This window comes from Streptomyces sp. NPDC038280, assembly GCF_055600045.1.
This window is the reverse complement of the sequence record NZ_JBVJYZ010000001.1, coordinates 600,396-621,329: the sequence shown is the minus strand read 5'-3', so window position 1 is coordinate 621,329 and position 20,934 is coordinate 600,396. Positions and strand designations below refer to the sequence as shown.

Below are 20,934 nucleotides of genomic sequence, written 5' to 3'. Positions count from 1 at the left end.
CGAACACGCACCCGAGGACCGTCCGGCGAATCCCCATGACCGATACTTGGGCGGTCGGGACCAGGCTCAATGTGCCCCGGCCGCACCGGGAAGAACAGCGAGAAGGGCACGGCTTCGTGGCAAAGGTTCGGACAGGGGTACGCGCGATCGGCGCCGTACTGGCGGCGGTCCTCGGAGTCTCGCTCGCGGGATGCAGCAGCACCGGGGGCAAGCGGGCCGAGGACGCCCGCAAGGCGGCCGCGGCCCAGGGCCGCTCGGCGGTGAGCACCCCCCGCTGGACCTTCGCCATGGTCACCCACTCGGGTGATGGCGACACCTTCTGGGACATCGTCCAGAACGGCGCCAAGCAGGCCGCCGTCAAGGACAACATCAACTTCCTGTACTCGCACAGCGACGAGGCACAGCAGCAGGCGCAGCTCGTCGACGCGGCCATCGACAAGAAGGTCGACGGACTGATCGTCACCCTCGCCAAGCCCGACGCGATGAAGGCCGCCGTCGCCAAGGCCGTCAAGGCCGGCATCCCGGTGATCACCGTCAACTCGGGCTCGGAGCAGTCCAAGGCGTACGGCGCGCTCACCCACATCGGCCAGGACGAGACCATCGCCGGTGAGGCCGTCGGTGACGAGCTCGACGAGCGCGGCCGGAAGAAGGCGCTGTGCGTCCTGCACGAGCAGGGCAATGTCGGCCACGAACAGCGCTGCGCCGGGGCCAAGAAGACCTTCGGCGGCGCGATGCAGAACCTCTATGTCGACGGCACCAACATGCCCGACGTGCAGGCCTCCATCGAGGCGAAGCTCCAGTCCGATCCGTCGATCGACGCGGTGGTCACCCTGGGCGCGCCGTTCGCGGACGCCGCCGTCCAGGCCAAGAAGACCGCGCAGAGCAAGGCCGAGATCGACACCTTCGACCTCAACGCCAAGGTCGCCACCGCCCTGACCGCCGGGACGCTCGGCTTCGCCGTCGACCAGCAGCCCTACCTCCAGGGATACGAGGCCGTGGACCTGCTCTGGCTCTACCGGTACAACGCGGACGTGCTCGGCGGGGGGCGGCCGGTGCTGACGGGACCGCAGATCATCACCGACAAGGACGCGGCCGCACTCCAGGACTTCACGGAGCGGGGGACCCGATGAGCACGACCGCACCACCCGCTCCCCGGGCACCGGCCGACGAGCGGCTGCTGCGCACCTCGCCGCTGCGCCGCCTCCTCGGCCGTCCCGAGCTCGGCTCGGTCGTCGGCGCCGCCGCCGTCTTCGTCTTCTTCTCGATCGTCGCGGACAGTTTTCTGCGGACGTCCAGCTTCGGGACCGTCCTCTACGCCGCGTCGACCATCGGGATCATGGCGGTGCCGGTCGCGCTGCTGATGATCGGTGGCGAATTCGACCTGTCCGCGGGCGTCATGGTCACGACCTCCGCCCTGGTCTCGTCGATGTTCAGCTACCAGATGACCGCGAACGTCTGGGTGGGCGTCGGGGTCTCCCTGCTCGTCACCCTGGCGTTCGGGTTCTTCAACGGCTTCATGCTGACCCGCACCAAACTTCCGAGCTTCATCATCACGCTCGGCACGTTCCTGATGCTGACCGGACTGAACCTCGGCTTCACCAAGCTCATCAGCGGAACGGTCTCCACCAAGTCCATCGCGGACATGGAGGGCTTCGCCTCCGCCAAGTCCCTCTTCGCCTCGCAGCTCACCCTCGGCAGCGTCGATCTGAAGGTGACCATCCTGTGGTGGTTCGCCCTGGTCGCCGTCGCCACCTGGATCCTGCTGCGCACCCGCTTCGGCAACTGGATCTTCGCCGTGGGAGGCGGCTCGGACGCGGCCCGCGCGGTCGGCGTCCCGGTCTTCAGGACCAAGATCGGCCTCTATATGGGGGTGGCTTTCTGCGCCTGGATCTCCGGCCAGCACCTGCTGTTCTCGTTCGACGTCGTGCAGTCGGGCGAGGGTGTCGGCAATGAGCTGATCTACATCATCGCCGCGGTGATCGGCGGATGCCTCATCACCGGCGGCTACGGCTCCGCCATCGGCTCGGCCGTCGGTGCCTTCATCTTCGGCATGACCAGCAAGGGCATCGTGTACGCGGAGTGGAACCCCGACTGGTTCAAGTTCTTCCTCGGGGCGATGCTCCTTCTCGCGACCCTGCTGAACGCATGGGTCCGCAAGCGCGCGGAGGCCACGCGATGACATCGGACACCCCGTCGACCGCTCTCGTCGAGCTCGACGACGTCAGTAAGTACTACGGCAACATCCGCGCCCTCGAAGGCGTCTCCCTGGAGGTCCACGCGGGCGAGATCTCCTGCGTCCTCGGCGACAACGGCGCCGGCAAGTCCACCCTCATCAAGATCATCGCCGGGCTCCACCGGCACGACGCGGGCGCGCTGCGGATCGAGGGCGAGGAGACCTCCCTCGCGTCCCCGCGCGAGGCACTGGACCGGGGCATCGCCACCGTTTACCAGGACCTCGCCGTCGTCCCGCTGATGCCGGTCTGGCGGAACTTCTTCCTCGGCTCCGAGCCGACCAGGGGCGCGGGCCCGTTCAAGCGCCTCGACGTGGACCTGATGCGCCGCACCACCCACGCGGAGCTGCTGCGCATGGGCATCGACCTGCGCGATGTCGACCAGCCGATCGGCACCCTCTCGGGCGGCGAGCGCCAGTGCGTGGCGATCGCCCGCGCGGTCCACTTCGGAGCCAAGGTGCTGGTGCTGGACGAGCCGACCGCGGCCCTCGGCGTGAAGCAGTCCGGTGTGGTCCTGAAGTATGTGGCGGCGGCCCGCGACGCCGGCCTCGGAGTCGTACTGATCACACACAATCCGCACCACGCCTATCTCGTGGGCGATCGTTTCGTGCTGCTGAAGCGCGGGGTCATGTCCGGCAGCCACACCCGGGACTCCGTCACCCTGGACGAACTGACCCGCCAGATGGCGGGCGGCAGCGAGCTCGAGGACCTGCGGCACGAGCTGGAGCGGCCCGCGTCCTCGTAACCACGTCCAGTGGCACCTGGCAGAATCGAACCGATGAGTACGTACCGCGATCTCACCTTCCCCCGGGCTCTTCGAGCAGGGGGTACGCCCGGTGCCTCCGCGCGGGCCACCGCCCTGCGGACCATCGGCACGCGGGAGCGGCGCTCGCATCTGACCGCCCCGCGCGTGCCCACGGTCGGCATCGACATCGGCGGTACGAAGGTGATGGCCGGTGTCGTGGACGCGGACGGCGTCATCCTGGAGAAGATCAAGACCGAGACGCCGGACAAGTCCAAGAGCGCCAAGGTCGTCGAGGACACCATCGCCGAACTGGTCCTCGACCTCTCCGACCGGCACGACGTGCACGCCGTCGGCATCGGCGCCGCCGGCTGGGTCGACGCCGACCGGGCGACGGTTCTCTTCGCGCCCCATCTGGCCTGGCGCAACGAGCCGCTGCGCGACGCGCTCCAGTCCCGCCTCGCCGTGCCCGTCATGGTCGACAACGACGCCAACACCGCCGCGTGGGCCGAGTGGCGCTTCGGCGCGGGGCGTGGCGAGGACCACCTCGTCATGATCACCCTCGGTACCGGTATCGGCGGCGCGATCCTGGAGGACGGCCGGGTCAAGCGCGGCAAGTTCGGGGTGGCGGGTGAGTTCGGCCATATGCAGGTCGTGCCCGGCGGCCACCGCTGCCCCTGCGGCAACCGCGGCTGCTGGGAGCAGTACAGCTCCGGCAACGCCCTGGTCCGCGAGGCCCGGGAGCTCGCGGCCGCCGACTCCCCGGTCGCCTACAACATCATCGACCGGGTCAACGGCAACATCCCGGAGATCACCGGGCCCCTGATCACCGAGCTCGCCCGCGAGGGCGACGCCATGTGCGTCGAGCTCTTCCAGGACATCGGGCAGTGGCTCGGGGTCGGCATCGCCAATCTCGCGGCCGCCCTCGACCCCTCCTGCTTCGTCATCGGCGGAGGCGTCAGCGCCGCCGACGACCTGCTCATCGGCCCGGCCCGGGAGGCCTTCCGCCGCCACCTCACCGGCCGCGGCTACCGCCCCGAGGCGCGGATCGCCAAGGCCCAGCTCGGCCCGGAGGCGGGTATGGTCGGTGCGGCCGACCTCGCCCGGCTCGTCGCGCGCCGGTTCCGCCGCGCGAACCGCCGCCGCCTGGAGCGCTACGAGCGGTACGAGCGGTACGCCCAGGCCATCCGCAACGGCGGCGCCGGCTTCGGTACCCGTACCGAGAGCGCCACGGGCACCGGACCCACCGACGGCCCGGCCGGCACCGACAGCACCACCCGCACCGACAGCACCCCCCAGGACCCCACACCATGACCGTGCCCCACCAGTCCACGTCCCCCGACGACAGCGCCGGGCTGCCGGAGGACCGACGCCACAGGACGCGGCGGCGCTGGTTCACCGCGATCGTGATCGTGCTGCTCATCGGCGTCCCGGCCGGCTATCTGGTGGTCTCCGCCGAACAGAGCCGCGACAGCGGCCGTGACAAAGAGGCCGAGTCGTCGGCCACGGGGCTCCGGGCCAGCTGGCCCTCGCTGATGAAGCGCCGCGTCTTCGAGATCCCGATCCCCGACGGTTCCGCCCGGGTCGCGTACTTCGAGACCAGCAACTGGAAGTCCAGCCGGCTCTACGTGCAGTTCACCACCAACGCGAGCGGCCTCGACGACTTCCTGATGAACGTCGGCTCCAGCCGCTCCCAGCTGCGTCCGGGCGAGGTCAGCATCACCAGCCACGAGGCCGAGGTCGTCGGCTGGCACTTCCCGCCGGAGCAGGTCTGGTCGGGCACCTCGCTGACCCGCCCCGACCCGCGGCCGAGCCTCGACGTCACGGTCGACCTCACCGATCCGGCCACGCCCCGGGTGTACGTCGTCTCGACCACGACCCCGTGACCGGAAGGCGGTAGTCCGCTCACTACCCTGGCGCGAGTGAGTGAGACGCAGACGCCCCCGGCCCCGATGACGCAGCCCCAGGCACCCCTGTCCCAGGACCCCCCGCAGGCGCTCAGACCCCTGCAGTACCGCAGTGACGGGCCCGACGACGCGCCCGTGCTGGTCCTCGGTCCCTCGCTCGGCACCACCCTGCACATGTGGGACCGGCAGATACCCGAGCTGGCACGCCAGTGGCGGGTCATCCGCTTCGACCTGCCGGGCCACGGCGGCGCCCCCGCCCACCCGGCCGCCTCGGTCACCGACCTCGCCGACCGGCTCCTGGCCACCCTCGACGACCTCGGCGTCCAGCGCTTCGGCTTCGCGGGCTGTTCCATCGGCGGCGCCATCGGCACCGATCTGGCCCTGCGGGCGCCCCACCGGGTCGCCTCGCTCGCGCTGATCGCCGCCTCGCCCCGGTTCGGCACCGCCGACGAGTTCCGCCACCGCGGCGTGGTCGTCCGCACCAACGGCCTGGACCCGATGGCCCGCAGCGCCCCCGAACAGTGGTTCACGCCCGGCTTCGCCGCGGCCCAGCCCGCCATCGTCGAGTGGGCCGTGCAGATGGTCCGCACGACCGACCCCGGCTGCTACATCGCCGCCTGCGAGGCGCTGGCCACCTTCGACGTCCGCTCCGAGCTGGGCCGCATCGGCATCCCGGCGCTCGTCCTCGTCGGCTCCGACGACCAGGTGACCGGCCCGGCCGAGGCCCGCACCCTCGTCGCCGGCATTCCGGACGCGCGCCTCGCCGTCGTCCCCGGCGCCTCCCACCTCGCGCCCGTCGAGCAGCCCGCCGCCGTCACCGACCTGCTCGTCCGCCACTTCTCCACGGCCCGGCAGACCGCGTCCGACACGGCGACGGGCCTGACGGCGATCGCGCCGCCGCCGCAGATGCCCGCCCTCTCCTCGCCGGTCGCCCCCGTCGCCGAGATCGGCCCCGCGCCGCGGTCCACTCCCGGAGCCACGGACGGCGGCCGTCCCGACCCCTTCGAGGCGGGGATCAAGGTCCGCCGGGAGGTGCTCGGGGACGCGCACGTCGACCACGCGCTCGGCGACGGCACCGGCTTCGCCGCCGACTTCCAGGAGCTGATCACCCGCTACGCCTGGGGCGAGGTGTGGACCCGCGACGGCCTCGACCGTCGCACCCGCAGCTGTGTCACCCTCACCGCGCTGATCGCCGGCGGCCATCTGCAGGAGCTGGCCTTCCACACCAGGGCCGCCCTGCGCAACGGCCTGGCCCCGGACGAGATCAAGGAAGTACTGATCCAGACGGCCATCTACTGCGGCGTCCCGGCGGCCAACAGCGCCTTCCGCGTGGTGCAGCGGGTGATCAAGGAAGAGACCACCCCGCAGGAGTAGGGTGACGGCCGGTACCGGCGTCGTGAGGTGGGGTCGAGTGAAGCTGACGAAGAAGTCGCACGCGTGCATCCGGCTGGAGAAGGACGGGCGGACGCTCGTCATCGACCCGGGCACCTTCAGCGAGGAGGACGCGGCCGTCGGCGCCGACGTCATCCTGGTCACGCACGAGCACATCGACCACTTCAACGAGGACCGGCTGCGGGCCGGGCTCGAGTCCAGCCCGGGCGCCGAGATCTGGACGCTGAGGAGCGTGGCGGAGAAGCTCTCGGCCGCCTTCCCCGGCCGGGTCCACACCGTCGGCCACGGCGACACCTTCAGCGCCGCCGGATTCGACGTCCAGGTCCACGGCGAGCTGCACGCGGTGATCCACCCGGACATCCCGCGGATCACCAATGTGGGCTTCCTGGTGGACGGTTCGGTGTTCCACCCGGGCGACGCGCTCACGGTTCCCGAGCACTCCGTCGACACGCTGATGCTGCCGGTGATGGCCCCCTGGAACAAGATCTCCGAGGTCATCGACTACGTCCGCGAGGTCAAGCCGCGGCGGGCCATCGACATCCACGACGCTCTCCTCACCGATCTCGCGCGGCCGATCTACGACAACCAGATCGGCGCGCTCGGCGGCACGGACCACGGGCGGCTCGTCCCCGGGGACTCCACCGACCTGTGACCGCCCCGGCCGACCGCACCCGGCCGGCTGTCACACCCCGCCGTTAGGCTTCCGGGTATGCGCATCGCCACCTGGAACGTCAATTCGATCACCGCCCGACTGCCCCGGCTGCTGGCCTGGCTGGAGAGCACCGGCACGGACGTGCTGTGCGTCCAGGAGACCAAGTGCACCGCGGAGCAGTTCCCCACCGACCAGCTGCGTGAGCTGGGGTACGAGTCGTCGGTGCACGCCACCGGGCGGTGGAACGGCGTGGCCCTGATCTCCCGCGTCGGACTGGAGGACGTCGTCCACGGCCTGCCCGGCGCCCCGGACTACGAGAGCGTCCACGAACCCCGGGCGATCTCGGCGACCTGCGGCCCGGCCCGGGTCTGGTCGGTGTACGTGCCGAACGGCCGTGAGGTCGCCCACGACCATTACGCGTACAAGCTGCGCTGGCTGGAGGCGCTCCAGGGCGCGGTCGCCGAGGACGCGGCGGGCGAGCGCCCCTTCGCCGTGCTCGGCGACTTCAACATCGCGCCGACCGACGACGACGTCTGGGACGTCTCGCTCTTCGAGGGAGCCACGCACGTCACCGCGCCCGAGCGGGCCGCCCTCGCGGGTCTGCGCGAGCTCGGGCTCGCCGACGTGGTGCCGCGCCCGCTGAAGTACGACCACCCCTTCACGTACTGGGACTACCGCCAGCTCTGCTTCCCCAAGAACAAGGGCATGCGCATCGACCTGGTCTACGGCAACAAGCCCTTCGCCGACGCCGTCAAGGACAGCTATGTCGACCGCGAGGAGCGCAAGGGCAAGGGCGCGTCGGACCACGCGCCGGTCGTCGTCGACCTGGATCTCTGAGGGGGCCGCGGCCCCGGCCCGCCGGGGGATCCGCGCGCCCTATGGTGCGCCGGGCCCCCGCAGTGCGAGGCTGGACTGATGAACATCCCATTCTTGGACGCCTGGCGTAAGTGGCACGGTACCGAGGAGGCCCCGGCGCTCGTCTCGGCCTTCGACCGCGACCCCGAGGGCGTGGCGCAGGTGCTCGCCGAGTGCGAGCTGCTGCGGGCCAGGGTCCAGGACTCGGGGGTCGAACTGGACGACACACCCGCCTCGTTGGAGGCGATCGACCAGCTCCCGCCGCGCTGGCGCGACGACGCCGAGGAGCTGCCCTGGTTCGGCAATGACGCGGGCCTGTATCTCGGCACGGTCATCGTGCGCACGGTCCCGGGCGCTTCCTGGCACGTCCGGCCCGACGGCCAGCCGGTCGTCCGGCTCGTGTCGGGCCGGGAGATCAATGTGGTGGCGGCGGGGCTCGACTGGGCGGTGAGCGGGGCACCCGAGCTGTCTCAGGTGTACGCCGAGGCGGCCGAGAGCTGACCCCCGGGAGGCCGGGCAGCACACCCTTTTGCAGTAAATACGGCTTATGCCGCCTTTATGCGTGTCTCCTCTGAAGTCCCCTTTCGTGCTGGATAGTTTGCGCTGACCTCGACACCGCTGAGATGGGGCAGGGCAGCGCATGGCCGTCGATCCGTTGATCGAACTACGTGACGTCAACAAGTACTACGGCTCCTTGCACGTTCTCCAGAACATCAATCTCAGCGTCGGCCGGGGCGAGGTGGTGGTCGTCATCGGGCCCTCGGGGTCCGGGAAGTCGACGCTCTGCCGCACCATGAACAGGCTCGAGACCACCGCGTCCGGTCACATCGCGATCGACGGGCGGCCGCTGCCGGCGGAGGGCAAGGGACTCGCCGCGCTGCGGGCCGACGTCGGCATGGTCTTCCAGTCCTTCAACCTCTTCGCCCACAAGAGCGTCCTGCAGAACGTCTCTCTCGCCCCCGTCAAGGTCCGCCGCCTCAAGAGGGAGCGGGCGGACCAGCGCTCCCGCGAACTCCTGGAGCGCGTCGGACTCGCCTCGCAGGCCGACAAGTACCCGGCGCAGCTCTCGGGCGGGCAGCAGCAGCGCGTCGCCATCGCCCGTGCCCTGGCGATGGATCCCAAGGTGATGCTCTTCGACGAGCCCACGTCGGCGCTCGACCCGGAGATGATCAACGAGGTCCTGGAGGTCATACAGCAGCTGGCCCGCGACGGCATGACGATGGTCGTCGTCACGCACGAGATGGGCTTCGCCCGCTCCGCCGCGAACCGGGTCGTCTTCATGGCCGACGGAAAGATCGTCGAGGACCGGTCACCCGAGGACTTCTTCACCCACCCGGAGAGCAACCGGGCCAAGGACTTCCTTTCCAAGATCCTCAAGCACTGACCGGGAGGGACTCATGCTGCGCACCCGCCGTCCGCTCGGCGTCCTGGCCCTCGCGCTGTTCGCCGCGCTGACCGCCTGCGGCAAGCAGGGCAGCCCGCCGGTCAAGGGCCCGCAGCCCGACGAGCTGCCCGCCTACCGGGTCGCGACCGGCTTCGACCTGCCCGACTCGAAGACCTGGTCCTCGGCGAAGCGGCGCGGCCACCTCGTGGTCGGCGCCAAGGAGGACCAGCCGTACATGGGCGAGAAGGACCCGGCCACCGGCCGGTACTCCGGCTTCGACATCGAGATCGCCAAGATGATGTCGGCCTCGCTCGGCTTCCCCCCGGCCACCATCGAGTTCCGTACGATCGCCTCGGCCAACCGTGAAACCGCCCTGCAGAACGGCCAGATCGACTACTACGTCGGCACCTACACGATCAACGACAACCGAAAGAAGCTCGTCGGCTTCGCCGGCCCCTACTACCAGGCCGGCCAGTCCCTGCTCGTGCGGACCGCCGAGAAGGACATCAACGGCCCGCAGGACCTCGACGGCAAGCTCGTCTGCTCGGCCGCCGGCTCCACCCCCTACCAGCGCATCGAGGACGACTACCCCGAGGCCGACCTCGTCGCGTACGACACCTACTCGGTCTGCGTGGACAACCTGCTCACCTTCCAGGTCGACGCCGTCACCACGGACGACACGATCCTGATGGGATACGCCGCCAAGGTCCCCGACGAGCTCAAGGTCGTCGGCAAGCCGTTCTCCAAGGAGCCGTACGGCATCGGCGTCCCGCGCTCCGACAACGCGCTGCGGTTCGCCCTCGACAACGCCATCGAGGCCCATGAGAAGAACGGCGACTGGAAGAAGGCGTACGACGCGACGCTCGGACTCTCCGGCGTCCCGGCGCCCGAGCCCCCCGCCATCGACCGCTATCCGGCGAGCTGAGGACCCCGGTGACGACATGGACGTGACATGGACGTATTGACAGAGAACTTCTCGCTCTACGGCAAGGGCTTCCTCGGCACCGTCGAACTCACCGTCTACGCCTCCGCGCTCGCGCTGGTCCTCGGCTTCGTCATGGCGTCCTTCCGGGTCGCGCCCGTCAGGTCCCTCCGGGTCTTCGGCACCGCCTGGGTCACGGTCCTGCGCAACACACCCCTGACCCTGCTCTTCTTCGCCGTCCTCCTCGGCCTGCCGCGCTTCGGGCTCGTCCTGCCCTTCCAGGTCTTCGCGGTCCTGGCGCTGGGCTGCTACACCTCCGCCTTCATCTGCGAGGCACTGCGCTCGGGCATCAACACCGTGCCGAAGGGGCAGGGCGAGGCGGCCCGCAGCCTGGGTATGACGTTCCGGCAGACCCTCGGGGCGATCGTGCTGCCCCAGGCCTTCCGCACCGTCATCCCGCCGGTCGGCTCCACCCTCATCGCCCTCGCGAAGAACTCGGCGATCGCCGGGGCCTTCAGCGTCACCGAGCTGCTCGGCACGTACAAGACACTGAGCGAACTCGGCTACAACATCATCTGGACCTTCGTCTGGATCGCCGTCGGCTACCTGATCATCACCCTCACCATCAGCGCCGTCTTCAATGTGCTGGAGAAGCGCTGGGGAGTCGCCCGATGACCCAGTCCACCGCCCTCTACGACGTCCCGGGGCCGCTCACCGAGCGGCGGCACCTGCTCTACGGGATCCTGTCCACCGTCGTGATCCTGGGACTCGCCGGCTGGATCCTCTATCTCCTGTTCGACACCGACCAGTTCACCGAGGCCAAATGGACACCCTTCGAATACCAGGGAATCCAGGAGCTGCTGCTGCGCGGCCTCGGCAACACGCTGAAGGCCTTCGCCTGCGCCTCCGTGCTCTCCCTCGCGCTCGGCGCGGTCCTCGCCACGGGCAGACTCTCCGAACACCGGGTGCTGCGCTGGGTGTCGACCCTGCTCGTCGAGTTCTTCCGCGCGATGCCCGTACTGGTGATGATCTTCTTCATCTTCGTGGCGCTGAAGGTGCAGCCGCTGCCCGCGCTCGTCGCCGGACTGACGCTCTACAACGGATCGGTGCTCGCCGAGGTGTTCCGCACGGGCGTCAACTCGGTCGAGCGCGGGCAGCGGGAGGCCGCGTACTCGCTCGGCATGCGCAAGACGCAGGTCATGACCTTCGTCCTGGTGCCGCAGGGCGTGCGCGCCATGCTGCCGGCCATCATCAGCCAGCTGGTGGTCGCCCTGAAGGACACCTCCCTCGGATTCCTCATCACCTACGAGGAGTTCCTCCACGCGGGCAAGCTGATCGCGTCGAACCTCGACTACGATCTGCCGTTCATCCCGGTGGTACTGGTGATCTCGCCGATCTATATCGGGATGTGCATGCTGCTCTCCTGGTTCGCCACCTGGGTGGCCAGGCAGGAGCGGCGCAGTCCCAAGACAGAGGCCGTGGGTGTCGCTCCGGCCGATCCAGGGACGCTGCTGCCGGGGGGTCCCCCCACGCCCCCGAGGGCATAGGGCAGTAGCTCGCAGGGCCAAGCCCGCCCGGCAGCAGCCGGTGATCACTTCTCGCGCAGTGGGACCGACACGTAGGACGGGTCGGACGACGGTGAGGAGAAGGTCAGCTGCGCGCCGGTCGGGTTGTGCTCGATGTAGAGCGGGTCGACGGTGTCGACGACAAGGGCCAGCCGGTGTCCTGCCGGAACGTCGTAGGCGGTGGAGAAGAGCTCCAGGTCGACGGCGAAGGGCGTGCCCGGCGCCTTGTCGTGGAAGGTGTACGGCGCGTTGCTGACCAGCTTGCCGAGGCCGAGAGGGCCCACGTCGTAGAGGTAGGCGACGAGGGTGCCGCTCTCCTTGGTCGGGGTCACCGTGGTGTGCACCCGGGTGGTACCGCGCACCCGCTGGACGGTGTCGTAGCGCTCGGACTGCCACACGGCGGCGAACGAGCGGGGCAGCAGCGGGATCGACGCGACCGGGGGAGTCCTCAGGAACTGGTCGAGGATGTTGGAGAGGAAGATGACTCCGCCGTTGGCCCCCGAGTCGATGTTCGCGTAGATCCTCCGGGATCCGCCGAGGGCGATCTTCCGCTCGTTCGCGCCGACCGACTTCCAGTCCGGGTAGCCCTCGTAGCCGTCGGTGGAGCGGGACTTGAGCTGTACGGGCTGCTCCCGGTCGACGCCGTTGTCGGCGCCCTTGAGATAGCGGTCGAACCACCGGTGGGCGTTGGTCCAGGTGTCGTTGGGCAGCCCCAGCAGACCCGTGGCCTCGGCGGTGGCGTGGTCGCCGGGCCGGAACTCCAGGCGCTTGGGGCCGGTGAGCTTCTCGTAGAACGAGGCGTACTGGTTGGGCGGGAAGATCGTGTCGCCCCAGGCGTTGCCCAGCATGATCGCCGCGCCGTTGGCGTTGATCCGGTCCAGTTGGAAGGCGGGGGAGCGCTTCTTGCCCCACGCGATCATCTCCTGCTCCTTGTCGAGGTTCGAGGAGAGGAAGTTGCCCAGGATCTGCTGGAGTTCGGCGCTCGGGCGCCCGGTGAGGTAGCCGGCGCCGCCGAGCATCGCGGTCGCCTGGAGGTGCTGGGTGCGGCCGCTGTAGATCGAGTCGACGAGATCGGCCCAGCCGCTCATCGCCACCACGGCCTTGATCCGCTTGTCGTACGCGGAGGCGAGCAGGCTGATGCCGGCGCCGTAGGAGACGCCCGCCATGCCGACCTTCGAGGGGTCCGCGGGGGTGTTGGCCAGGGCCCAGTCGATGACCTTGGAGACGTCCGCGATGTCCGGCGGTCCGGCGACCTCGATCTCTCCACCGGACTGCCAGAAGCCGCGCGAGTTGTAACTCACCACGACATAGCCGGAGTCGGCGAGTTTTCTCGCCTGGGCGAGGTACTCGATCTGGGGCATGGCCCAACTGGTGGGCAGCACGATGACCGGATACGTACGGCTGCCGTCGGCGCCGGCCGGAGTGACGACGTTGGCCTTGAGCACGGTGCCGCCGTCACCGGTGATGTCGACGAACCGCACGACCGGGGCAGCCGCCGAGTCGGCCGCGTGGGCACCCGGGGCGAGGCCGAGGGCCGTGCCGGCCACCAGGGCGGCCGAGACGGTGCCGATCGATGCCGTACGCAGGGCCTTGCGCGGGTGTCCCACGGGTCACTCCTCACTCGTGTCACTGCAAAGTGACCCGACGGTAACCGCATGGGCTTACTGAAGGTAACTCCCCAGTAAGTTACGCCCTGGTAACGATTATTGGACGTTGTGTCAGTGGCTTGATCCCTTCAGCGCGCTCTTCGCCTGCCACTCGGTCCAGGACAGGTTCCACTCGCCGTAGCCGTTGCTGAGCGCCTGCGTGCCCTTGGTGTCGTCGCCCGTGATCTCGAACGGATCGCCCGGCTGTACCTGGTCGTAGATCCACTTCGCATGCGCATCGCTCATGCCGACGCAGCCGGAACTCTTGTTGGCGCTGCCGAAGTAGGCCGAGTTCCAGGGCGCCGCGTGCGCGTACATCCCCGACCAGGTCAGCCGCATCGAGTAGTCGACCATCTTGTCGTAGGCGTCGCCCAGGCCCACCGTCTCGGAGCGCATGTTGATCGTGCCCTCCTTCGACATCAGAACGGTCCTTCCGCGCCAGGACGCCTTGTCGCCGCCGGGCGTGCCGCCCGACACCGGCACGTCCCTGATCTCCTCGCCGTCCCGCAGCAGCGTCAGCCGGTGGCTGTCCAGGTCGACCTTGACGACCTGGTTCTTCCCGATGGTGAAGCCTGTCGTGTAGTCGCGCACGAACCAGCCGCCGCCCGAGTCGACGCCGTTCAGCTCGGCCCTCAGCGTGACCTTCGTGCCCGACTTCCAGTACTCCTTGGGCCGCCAGTCCACGCGGTCCTTGCCCGACCAGTCCCGCATCCAGCCCCATGAGCCGACCGTGTGGTCGGAGGTGGTGACCTTCAACTGCCTCTCCACGTCGGCCCTGTTCTTCACCGGGTGGTCGAAGACGATCGACAGCGGCTGGGCGATCCCGACCGTGGTGTTCTTCCCCGGGGCGAGCGTCAGCTTGTTCACCTTGTCGGGCGCGGCCGTCGCGAAGTCCGCCGTGGCCGTGCCGCCTTTGTCGTCCCGGGCCTCGACCGTGTAGCCGGTGCCGGGTGCGGCCCTGCGCAGCGAGGTCCAGGACCTGCCGTCGGCGGAGACCTTCCCGTCCAGCCTTCCGCCCTGCGAGTCCACCACCGTCACCTGCTGGAGCCGGCCCTCGGCCAGCGTCACCGTCACCGGCTCGCCCGCCCTGGCCCCCCTGCCCGAGAGGCTCACGGAGATCCTCGTCTCCGGCTTCGCGTCCGGGACGGCGCCGCCCGAACCGGACCCGCCACCACCGCACGCGGTCAGGGCCGCGACGAGGAGCGCGGTACCAGCCGTCGCGGCGGTACGCGGAGAGGTGCGGGGGCGTATACGGCTCAAGGGGACAACCTCCGAATCGATCTCTGTCGCACAAGGAGAGGCCGAACGGGCGGGGAAGGTTGCGGGGAGCGGTGGGGATTTTCCACCGCTTCTCTGTGACAAGTCCGACAGTGGCGCGCGCGAGCCCCACTCCCTAGCCTCGGGGCGTGGACAACACGACCGGCACGTCCAAGGAATCGGTACGGCTGACCCTGCGGCTGCGCCGCGGTGTGGAACTGGTGCCCGTGGCCGCGGTCATCGTCGCGGTCGCCTGGGCCCTCGCCGTCGCGGCGGCCTCGACCGGACCCAACGGCACCCTGGCCGCTCCGGTGATGGCCGCCGTCGGCGTCATGATCGCCGGCATCGCCTTCACCTACGCCGGATATGTGGTGCGCCCCCTGCGGCTGGACATCGGCCCCGACGGGCTGACGGTCCACCTGCCCACCTGGCCGGCGCGGACCGTGCCGTGGACGGCCGTCACCGGCGCCGCGGCGGTCGCGACGCGGGCGGGCGGCAGGATCCGGCAGTTCGTGGTCGTGGACCTGCGCCCCTCCGAGGGGCGCCTGCCCCGCGCCGCACGCCCCGTGTCCATGTACCGCAAGCTCGCTCCCGTTCTCGGCCGGCCCGGGCGGCGGGGCCTGTGCTTCGAGGGCCAGATCTTCGGCATCGACCCGGCCGAGTGCCTGGCGGCGCTGCGCGCCCACGCACCCGACGGCGTGCCGGTCGAGGACCGGACCGGGCAACCCCTACCGAGCTCCTGGCAGTACTGACATGGCCGATCTCCCCGGCGCGGACGCGCCCGATGTCTTCGACCCCCGGATCTACGCGGCCGGGCTGCCGCACCACGCCTTCCGCGAGCTGCGCGACCGGCACCCCGTGGCCTGGCAGGAGGAGTACGAAGTCCTGGGCTGGCCCGCGGGGCCCGGATTCTGGGCCGTCACCCGCCACGCCGACGTCGCGCGCGCCCTCAAGGACTCCACGGCGTACTCGTCACACCTCGGCGCCACCCAGATCCGCGATCCCGACCCGGCCGATCTGCCGTTCATCCGGCGGATGATGCTCAACCAGGACCCTCCCGGCCACGGCCGGCTGCGCCGCCTGGTCAGCCGCGCCTTCACGCCTGGCCGCATCGAACGCTTCGCCGCCACCGCCCGCGTCCGCGCCCGCGAACTGCTCACCGCGCTCCACGAGAAGGGGCCCGAGGCGGACCTGGTCACCGCCGTCACCGACGACTACGCGCTGCTCAATCTGACCGACCTGCTCGGCATCCCGGCGAGTGACCGGGGACTGCTCCTCGCGTGGACCGAGCGGGTCATCGCCTACCAGGACCCGGACGAGCCGCCCGTCCTCGGCGACGACGGCCGGCCGGTCAACCCCCGCTCACCGGCGATGCTGGCCGAGATGTTCGCGTACGCCCAGGAACTCGCCGCCCACAAACGGATCCGCCCCGGCGACGACATCATGACCGCGCTGGCCGGCTCCGAGCTGCTCGACGCCGAACTGGAGATGTTCTTCTTCCTGCTGACCGTCGCCGGCAACGACACCGTACGGGCCGCGGCCCCCGGAGGGCTGCTCGCCCTGGCCGAGCACCCGGACCAGCAACGGCTGCTGAGGCAGGGGGACGTCTCCGCGGGGACGGCGGTCGACGAGCTGCTGCGCTGGCACCCGCCGGTCCTCTCGTTCCGCCGCACCGCCACGCGCGACACCGAGCTCGCCGGGCAGTGGATCGCCGCCGGTGACAAGGTCGTCGTCTTCCACGCCTCCGCCAACTACGACGCCCGCGCCTTCCCCGACCCGTACACGCTGGACCTCGCCCGCACCCCGAACCCGCATCTCTCCTTCGGTGACGGTCCGCACATCTGCCTCGGCGCGCACTTCGCACGCCTCCAGCTCCGCGTGCTGTACGAGGAGCTGCTGGAGACCACCGCGGACCTGACCCTCGCGGGGTCCCCCCGGCGGCTGGTCTCCAACTTCATCCACGGCATCAAGTCCCTGCCGGTACGGGTGGATCCGTCCGGGCGGGGACGGTGACATCGGCGACCAGCTCGACCACATCGGGGCCGTAGGCCTCGGAGTTGACCACCTTCAGCAGCAGCACGAAGGAGCCGTTGCCGTAGGTGCGTGCCAGCCGCGCGTGGTGCCGGGCCAGATATCGGGTCGCCGCCTGGTTGGTGATCGCCCGCTGCCCGCAGAAGAGGAAGACGGGACGGCCGCCCTCGCCCACGGTGAGCCGCGCCAGGATCACGTACTCCACCACGCCCGTCTCCAGGCGGTACGTCTCGGAGCCGATCCGGAACGAGCCCCGGTCGGGACCCGGCTCCACCTTCACGTCGACCCGCAGTCCGGGCAGGAACGATGACAGGTGCGCCGCCATGCGGCGGTTCGAGTACGGCCCGCCCACGCAGAACTCCGTACGGTCTCCGAAGCCCTGCCGCGCCAGGTCGTGCTGGACGATCCGCGCGTGCGCCCCGCAGTCCTTGATGAGGGCGGACAGTTCGAGCAGCGCGAACACGTCGAAGCGGTGCACGACGCCGTCGTTGCCGGCCTCGCGATTGACGACGAGCAGGCATTCGGAGTGGGCGGGAAGCCCGAAGAAGGCCTGCTGGCGGCGGAGCCCGCGCCGCCAGAGGTACGTGCGCGTCAGCCAGCCGAGGGAGGCGCTGACGCCGGTGGCCAGTACGCCGAGGACGACATTGCGCAGGTCTTCGTTCATGGGCGCGCATGGTAGCGGGAGAGCGGACCGGTGTTCGAGGCGGTCCTGACGAGCGCCCCGGGCTGAAGTTAGGCTGCTCGGACGGTCGTTGACTGGAGGTACGGATGCGTCGTTCCGCTGCTCGGAATGTGTCGGTTCTCGCCGTCGCCGCGACGGTGCTGTCGGTGGGCGCCGCGGCCCCGCCGGCGGCCACGGAACCACCCGTCAAGGAACCGGTGGCGGCCGGCTACGGCGGAGCGGTCGCCAGCGTGGACGCCGATGCCTCGGCCGCCGGTATCGAGGTACTGCGGCGCGGCGGCAACGCCGTGGACGCGGCGGTCGCCACGGCGGCCGCCCTCGGGGTCACCGAGCCGTATTCGGCGGGTATCGGCGGTGGCGGCTACTTCGTCCACTACGACGCGAGGACACGCCAGGTCCACACCATCGACGGCCGGGAGACCGCGCCGCGCTCGGCGGACGCGACGCTCTTCCAGGAGAACGGCAAGGCGATCCCGTTCGAGGAGGGCCAGACCAGCGGGCTCGGCGTGGGCACCCCCGGCACTCCGGCCACCTGGCAGAGCGCGCTCGACGCCTGGGGCACCCGGCCGCTGCGACAGCTCCTGAAGCCCGCCGAGCGACTGGCCGAGAACGGCTTCACCGTCGACGCCACCTTCCGCGCACAGACCCAGGCCAACGAGGCGCGCTTCCGGGACTTCCCCGACACGGCGCAGCTGTTCCTGCCGGGCGGGCAACTGCCGGTGGTCGGCTCGGTGTTCAAGAACCCCGACCTCGCCCGCACCTACCGGACGCTCGGCACGTCCGGGGCCGGCGCGCTCTACCGGGGCGACCTGGCGCGCGACATCGTCGACACGGTGCGCAGGCCTCCGGTACGGGACGGGGCGACCCGGATCGTGCGGGCCGGGGACCTCACGGAGCGGGACCTCGCCGCCTACCGCACCAAGCGGCAGGCGCCGACCCGGGTCTCGTACCGGGGTCTTGACGTCTACGGCATGGCCCCCTCGTCGTCCGGCGGCACCAGCGTCGGCGAGGCCCTCAACATCCTGGAGCGCACCCGCCTCTCCCGGGCGACGAACGCCCAGTACCTGCACCGCTACATCGAAGCGAGCCGGATCGCCTTCGCCGACCGAGGGCGCTGGGTCGGCGACCCGGCCTTCGAGGACGTGCCCACGAGGGGCCTGCTCTCGCAGCGGTTCGCCGACGCGCGGGAGTGCCTGATCCGCGACGACAAGGCGCTGACCAGCCCGCTGGCCCCGGGCGACCCGCGCCACCCCGACCGGTGCGCCACCGGCGGCAGGGCCGCCCCGACGACCTACGAGGGCGAGAACACCACGCATCTGACGACCGCCGACCGGTGGGGAAACGTCGTCGCCTACACGCTGACGATCGAGTCGACCGGCGGCAGCGGGATCACCGTCCCGGGCCGGGGCTTCCTGCTCAACAACGAGCTCACCGACTTCTCCTTCGCCCCGGCCGACCCGGCGGTCCACGACCCGAACCTGCCGGGCCCGGGCAAGCGCCCGCGCTCCTCGATGTCCCCGACCATCGTCCTCGACGCCCACGCGAAGCCGGTCCTGGCGCTCGGCTCCCCGGGCGGCTCGACCATCATCACCACCGTGCTCCAGACCCTGACGGGCCACCTGGACCGGGGGCTGCCCCTGGTCGAGGCGATCGCCGCGCCCCGTGCCAGCCAGCGCAACCAGACGACCACGGAGCTCGAACCGGGCCTGTGGAACAGCCCGTTGAAGCAGGAGCTGGAGTCCCTGGGGCATGCCTTCCGGCAGAACCCCGAGATCGGCGCGGCGACGGGCGTCCAGCGTCTGCCCGACGGAGGCTGGCTCGCGGCGGCGGAGAAGGTCCGCAGGGGCGGCGGTTCGGCGATGGTGGTGCACCCGGCGGGCCGGCCGTAGCGGGCGCCGTTACGGCGCGGTGAGGACGCGGGGTCCGTCGTGGGTGATCGCCACCGTGTGCTCGGTGTGGGCCGCGCGGCTGCCGTCGAGCGTACGGACGGTCCAGCCGTCGCGGGCCGTGTAGTGGTCGTCGCCGCCGCCCGCGATCAGCATCGGTTCGATGGCCAGCACCATGCCGTGGCGCAGCGGCATCCCGCGGCCCGGGCGACCCTCGTTGGGGACGCCCGGGTCCTCGTGCATCGTGCGGCCCACGCCGTGGCCGCCGTAGCCGTCGGGGATGCCGTACCCGGCGGTGCGGCAGACCCGGCCGACGGCGTGGGCGATGTCGCCGATCCGGTTGCCGACGACGGCGGCGGCGATCCCCGCCTCCAGGGCGGCGTAGGCGGTGTCGATCAGCCGGGTGTCCTCGGGGCGGGCGCGACCCACCGTGAAGCTGATGGCCGCGTCGCCGACCCAGCCGTCGAGGACGGCGCCGCAGTCGATGCTGACCAGGTCGCCGTCGCCGATCCGGAGGTCGTCGGGGATGCCGTGCACGATCGCGTCGTTGACGGAGACACAGACGACCGCGGGGAACGGGACCGGGGCCCACCCCGGGTGGTAGTCGAGGAAGGGCGAGCCCGCGCCCGCCTCCCGCAGGACGCCACGGGCCGCCTCGTCGAGCGCGCGCAGGGGAACACCGGGAGCCGCCGCGTCACGGGCGGCGGCGAGGGCATGGGCGACGATCCGTCCGGAGACCCGCATGGCGTCCAGGGCGGCGTCGGTCTTGATTTCCACCATGCCAATTACTATACCGGTCCAGGGAGGGGTGAGCGGTATTAGAATGACGGCATGGTTCGTACGCCCCTGACCCCCGAAGAGCGCGAACGCGGCGAGCGGCTCGGCCGGTTGCTGCGCGAGGCGCGCGGTACGCGGAGCATGGTCGACGTCGCCGCGACCGCCGGACTCTCCGCCGAGACCCTCCGCAAGATCGAGACCGGCCGCGCCCCGACCCCCGCCTTCTTCACCGTCGCGGCGGTGGCGGGGGTACTGGGGCTCTCCCTGGACGAACTCCTCGTACGGGCGGCCCTCCAGCCCGTCTAGACCGAGACGGCCAACTGGACGCGGCTGTGGCGCGGCGTCTCGATCTCGTCCAGCAGCGCCAGGGCGAGGTCCGCGTGCGCGATCCGGCCCGGGCCGTCCAGGACCGTCCCGACCGCCGTCCGGTAGGCCCCGGTGGGCTCGGCGTCCGCGTTGAGGTCCAGCGGCGGCACGACCATCAGCCAGTCGAGCTCCGGCCCCGCCGTGCCCAGCAGCTCGAACTCCGCGACATGGCCCTGCGCGAACGCCCGCCACGCCTCGGGGAACTCCGGTGCGTCCATGATGCGTACGCCCGGCGCCGTCTCCAGCGTCGTCGCGATGCCCAGCGTCAGCAGCCGCCGGACGCCTGCCCGCGCCAGCCCCTCGATCAGGGCCTTGGCCGCTGCCGTGAAGTACTCCTCCGACGGGATGTCCAGCCGCGCCGACGCGTTCAGCGCCGCGTCGTGGCCCGCTGCCAGCGCCGCCACCGACGCCGGATCGGTCACATCCCCCTGTACGACCGTGACGTGGTCGCCGCCCAGGTCCACGTGCTTGGCGGGGTCGCGGACCACCGCCGTCACCCGGTGGCCACGGGCCACCGCCTCCGCCACGGCCGCCCGGCCGACCCGTCCACCCGCTCCGAAAATGATGATGTCGTTGCTCATGGGGAGAAGTTAGAACGGGGGTGCCTGGTTACTTCAACGGTACTGGGCTAGCGTCGGA

The 20,934-nt window shown here is 70.6% G+C and carries 22 protein-coding genes; 17 read left to right on the top strand and 5 right to left on the bottom strand.

The features are described 5' to 3' along the window. The first annotated feature begins 116 nt into the window (after positions 1–116). The 13 genes from ACZ7J0_RS02715 to ACZ7J0_RS02655 all read left to right on the top strand — a co-directional run bounded on the left by ACZ7J0_RS02715 (position 117) and on the right by ACZ7J0_RS02655 (position 11,632). Positions 117–1,130, top strand: a complete 1,014-nt coding sequence (locus ACZ7J0_RS02715; protein WP_470883297.1) for a sugar ABC transporter substrate-binding protein — start codon at positions 117–119, stop codon at positions 1,128–1,130. After that, positions 1,127–2,179, top strand: a complete 1,053-nt coding sequence (locus tag ACZ7J0_RS02710) for an ABC transporter permease (RefSeq protein WP_470883295.1) — start codon at positions 1,127–1,129, stop codon at positions 2,177–2,179. The genes ACZ7J0_RS02715 and ACZ7J0_RS02710 overlap by 4 nt, the downstream gene beginning before the upstream one ends. After that, positions 2,146–2,976: an ATP-binding cassette domain-containing protein gene (locus tag ACZ7J0_RS02705; protein WP_470883293.1), complete on the top strand. Its 831-nt coding sequence runs from the start codon at positions 2,146–2,148 to the stop codon at positions 2,974–2,976. The genes ACZ7J0_RS02710 and ACZ7J0_RS02705 overlap by 34 nt, the downstream gene beginning before the upstream one ends. Positions 2,977–3,009: 33 nt before the next feature. After that, the gene (locus ACZ7J0_RS02700; protein WP_470883291.1) at positions 3,010–4,287 is read left to right on the top strand and encodes an ROK family glucokinase; all 1,278 of its coding nucleotides are present in this window, start codon (positions 3,010–3,012) and stop codon (positions 4,285–4,287) included. Then, positions 4,284–4,859 carry a hypothetical protein gene (locus tag ACZ7J0_RS02695; RefSeq protein ID WP_470883289.1) on the top strand — a complete coding sequence of 192 codons (576 nt, stop codon included), beginning with the start codon at positions 4,284–4,286 and terminating at the stop codon, positions 4,857–4,859. The genes ACZ7J0_RS02700 and ACZ7J0_RS02695 overlap by 4 nt, the downstream gene beginning before the upstream one ends. A gap of 66 nt (positions 4,860–4,925) precedes the next feature. Next, positions 4,926–6,254: a bifunctional 3-oxoadipate enol-lactonase/4-carboxymuconolactone decarboxylase PcaDC gene (pcaDC, locus tag ACZ7J0_RS02690; protein ID WP_470884099.1), complete on the top strand. Its 1,329-nt coding sequence runs from the start codon at positions 4,926–4,928 to the stop codon at positions 6,252–6,254. A gap of 37 nt (positions 6,255–6,291) precedes the next feature. Further along, entirely contained in the window at positions 6,292–6,924 is a 633-nt protein-coding gene (locus ACZ7J0_RS02685; RefSeq protein ID WP_470883287.1) for an MBL fold metallo-hydrolase, read from the top strand. Between the two features lie 57 nt (positions 6,925–6,981). Then, positions 6,982–7,761 (top strand): exodeoxyribonuclease III, encoded by a 780-nt coding sequence (locus tag ACZ7J0_RS02680; RefSeq protein WP_470883285.1) that lies wholly within the window; start codon positions 6,982–6,984, stop codon positions 7,759–7,761. A 78-nt stretch (positions 7,762–7,839) separates the two neighbouring features. Beyond that, complete coding sequence (locus ACZ7J0_RS02675; RefSeq protein WP_470883283.1) at positions 7,840–8,280, top strand: DUF6278 family protein; 441 nt, start codon at positions 7,840–7,842, stop codon at positions 8,278–8,280. Positions 8,281–8,419: 139 nt separating this feature from the next. Next, positions 8,420–9,163 carry an amino acid ABC transporter ATP-binding protein gene (locus ACZ7J0_RS02670; protein WP_470883281.1) on the top strand — a complete coding sequence of 248 codons (744 nt, stop codon included), beginning with the start codon at positions 8,420–8,422 and terminating at the stop codon, positions 9,161–9,163. A 13-nt stretch (positions 9,164–9,176) separates the two neighbouring features. Beyond that, entirely contained in the window at positions 9,177–10,088 is a 912-nt protein-coding gene (locus ACZ7J0_RS02665; protein WP_470883279.1) for a glutamate ABC transporter substrate-binding protein, read from the top strand. Positions 10,089–10,115: 27 nt separating this feature from the next. Continuing rightward, positions 10,116–10,760, top strand: a complete 645-nt coding sequence (locus tag ACZ7J0_RS02660; protein WP_470883277.1) for an amino acid ABC transporter permease — start codon at positions 10,116–10,118, stop codon at positions 10,758–10,760. Next, a complete protein-coding gene (locus ACZ7J0_RS02655) occupies positions 10,757–11,632 on the top strand; it encodes an amino acid ABC transporter permease (protein ID WP_470883276.1) in 876 nt (291 codons plus the stop codon). The genes ACZ7J0_RS02660 and ACZ7J0_RS02655 overlap by 4 nt, the downstream gene beginning before the upstream one ends. A gap of 44 nt (positions 11,633–11,676) precedes the next feature. On the opposite strand, the gene ACZ7J0_RS02650 is transcribed toward ACZ7J0_RS02655, so the two are convergent. Further along, complete coding sequence (locus tag ACZ7J0_RS02650; RefSeq protein ID WP_470883274.1) at positions 11,677–13,257, bottom strand: CocE/NonD family hydrolase; 1,581 nt, start codon at positions 13,255–13,257, stop codon at positions 11,677–11,679. 111 nt (positions 13,258–13,368) lie between these two features. Continuing rightward, a complete protein-coding gene (locus ACZ7J0_RS02645) occupies positions 13,369–14,556 on the bottom strand; it encodes a L,D-transpeptidase (RefSeq protein ID WP_470883272.1) in 1,188 nt (395 codons plus the stop codon). 146 nt (positions 14,557–14,702) lie between these two features. Between ACZ7J0_RS02645 and ACZ7J0_RS02640 the strand changes: the two genes are divergently transcribed. Together ACZ7J0_RS02640 and ACZ7J0_RS02635 are read left to right on the top strand one after the other, a co-directional pair. Further along, positions 14,703–15,305 (top strand): hypothetical protein, encoded by a 603-nt coding sequence (locus ACZ7J0_RS02640; protein WP_470883270.1) that lies wholly within the window; start codon positions 14,703–14,705, stop codon positions 15,303–15,305. A gap of 1 nt (position 15,306) precedes the next feature. Beyond that, a complete protein-coding gene (locus ACZ7J0_RS02635) occupies positions 15,307–16,566 on the top strand; it encodes a cytochrome P450 (protein ID WP_470883268.1) in 1,260 nt (419 codons plus the stop codon). Here the strand turns inward: ACZ7J0_RS02635 and ACZ7J0_RS02630 are convergent. Next, a complete protein-coding gene (locus ACZ7J0_RS02630) occupies positions 16,520–17,248 on the bottom strand; it encodes a hypothetical protein (RefSeq protein WP_470883266.1) in 729 nt (242 codons plus the stop codon). The two genes, ACZ7J0_RS02635 and ACZ7J0_RS02630, sit on opposite strands and share 47 nt — an antisense overlap. 104 nt (positions 17,249–17,352) lie before the next feature. Between ACZ7J0_RS02630 and ggt the strand changes: the two genes are divergently transcribed. Continuing rightward, positions 17,353–19,155 (top strand): gamma-glutamyltransferase, encoded by a 1,803-nt coding sequence (gene ggt / locus ACZ7J0_RS02625; RefSeq protein WP_470883264.1) that lies wholly within the window; start codon positions 17,353–17,355, stop codon positions 19,153–19,155. A gap of 9 nt (positions 19,156–19,164) precedes the next feature. On the opposite strand, the gene map is transcribed toward ggt, so the two are convergent. Further along, positions 19,165–19,932 carry a type I methionyl aminopeptidase gene (map, locus tag ACZ7J0_RS02620; RefSeq protein WP_470883262.1) on the bottom strand — a complete coding sequence of 256 codons (768 nt, stop codon included), beginning with the start codon at positions 19,930–19,932 and terminating at the stop codon, positions 19,165–19,167. 51 nt (positions 19,933–19,983) lie between these two features. Between map and ACZ7J0_RS02615 the strand changes: the two genes are divergently transcribed. Continuing rightward, positions 19,984–20,235: a helix-turn-helix domain-containing protein gene (locus ACZ7J0_RS02615; RefSeq protein ID WP_470883260.1), complete on the top strand. Its 252-nt coding sequence runs from the start codon at positions 19,984–19,986 to the stop codon at positions 20,233–20,235. Here the strand turns inward: ACZ7J0_RS02615 and ACZ7J0_RS02610 are convergent. Next, the gene (locus ACZ7J0_RS02610; RefSeq protein ID WP_470883259.1) at positions 20,232–20,876 is read right to left on the bottom strand and encodes an NAD(P)-dependent oxidoreductase; all 645 of its coding nucleotides are present in this window, start codon (positions 20,874–20,876) and stop codon (positions 20,232–20,234) included. The two genes, ACZ7J0_RS02615 and ACZ7J0_RS02610, sit on opposite strands and share 4 nt — an antisense overlap. Positions 20,877–20,934: the final 58 nt, after the last annotated feature.

Excerpts from the sequence above, each read along its gene's own strand:
- ACZ7J0_RS02710 (WP_470883295.1), top strand. The coding sequence starts at position 1,127 with ATGAGCACGACCGCACCACCCGCTCCCCGGGCACCGGCCGACGAGCGG.
- ACZ7J0_RS02705 (WP_470883293.1), top strand. The coding sequence starts at position 2,146 with ATGGGTCCGCAAGCGCGCGGAGGCCACGCGATGACATCGGACACCCCG.
- ACZ7J0_RS02700 (WP_470883291.1), top strand. The coding sequence starts at position 3,010 with ATGAGTACGTACCGCGATCTCACCTTCCCCCGGGCTCTTCGAGCAGGG.
- ACZ7J0_RS02695 (WP_470883289.1), top strand. The coding sequence starts at position 4,284 with ATGACCGTGCCCCACCAGTCCACGTCCCCCGACGACAGCGCCGGGCTG.
- pcaDC (WP_470884099.1), top strand. The coding sequence starts at position 4,926 with ATGACGCAGCCCCAGGCACCCCTGTCCCAGGACCCCCCGCAGGCGCTC.
- ACZ7J0_RS02680 (WP_470883285.1), top strand. The coding sequence starts at position 6,982 with ATGCGCATCGCCACCTGGAACGTCAATTCGATCACCGCCCGACTGCCC.
- ACZ7J0_RS02675 (WP_470883283.1), top strand. The coding sequence starts at position 7,840 with ATGAACATCCCATTCTTGGACGCCTGGCGTAAGTGGCACGGTACCGAG.
- ACZ7J0_RS02670 (WP_470883281.1), top strand. The coding sequence starts at position 8,420 with ATGGCCGTCGATCCGTTGATCGAACTACGTGACGTCAACAAGTACTAC.
- ACZ7J0_RS02665 (WP_470883279.1), top strand. The coding sequence starts at position 9,177 with ATGCTGCGCACCCGCCGTCCGCTCGGCGTCCTGGCCCTCGCGCTGTTC.
- ACZ7J0_RS02660 (WP_470883277.1), top strand. The coding sequence starts at position 10,116 with ATGGACGTATTGACAGAGAACTTCTCGCTCTACGGCAAGGGCTTCCTC.
- ACZ7J0_RS02655 (WP_470883276.1), top strand. The coding sequence starts at position 10,757 with ATGACCCAGTCCACCGCCCTCTACGACGTCCCGGGGCCGCTCACCGAG.
- ACZ7J0_RS02635 (WP_470883268.1), top strand. The coding sequence starts at position 15,307 with ATGGCCGATCTCCCCGGCGCGGACGCGCCCGATGTCTTCGACCCCCGG.
- ACZ7J0_RS02630 (WP_470883266.1), bottom strand. The coding sequence starts at position 17,248 with ATGAACGAAGACCTGCGCAATGTCGTCCTCGGCGTACTGGCCACCGGC.
- ggt (WP_470883264.1), top strand. The coding sequence starts at position 17,353 with ATGCGTCGTTCCGCTGCTCGGAATGTGTCGGTTCTCGCCGTCGCCGCG.
- map (WP_470883262.1), bottom strand. The coding sequence starts at position 19,932 with ATGGTGGAAATCAAGACCGACGCCGCCCTGGACGCCATGCGGGTCTCC.
- ACZ7J0_RS02615 (WP_470883260.1), top strand. The coding sequence starts at position 19,984 with ATGGTTCGTACGCCCCTGACCCCCGAAGAGCGCGAACGCGGCGAGCGG.
- ACZ7J0_RS02610 (WP_470883259.1), bottom strand. The coding sequence starts at position 20,876 with ATGAGCAACGACATCATCATTTTCGGAGCGGGTGGACGGGTCGGCCGG.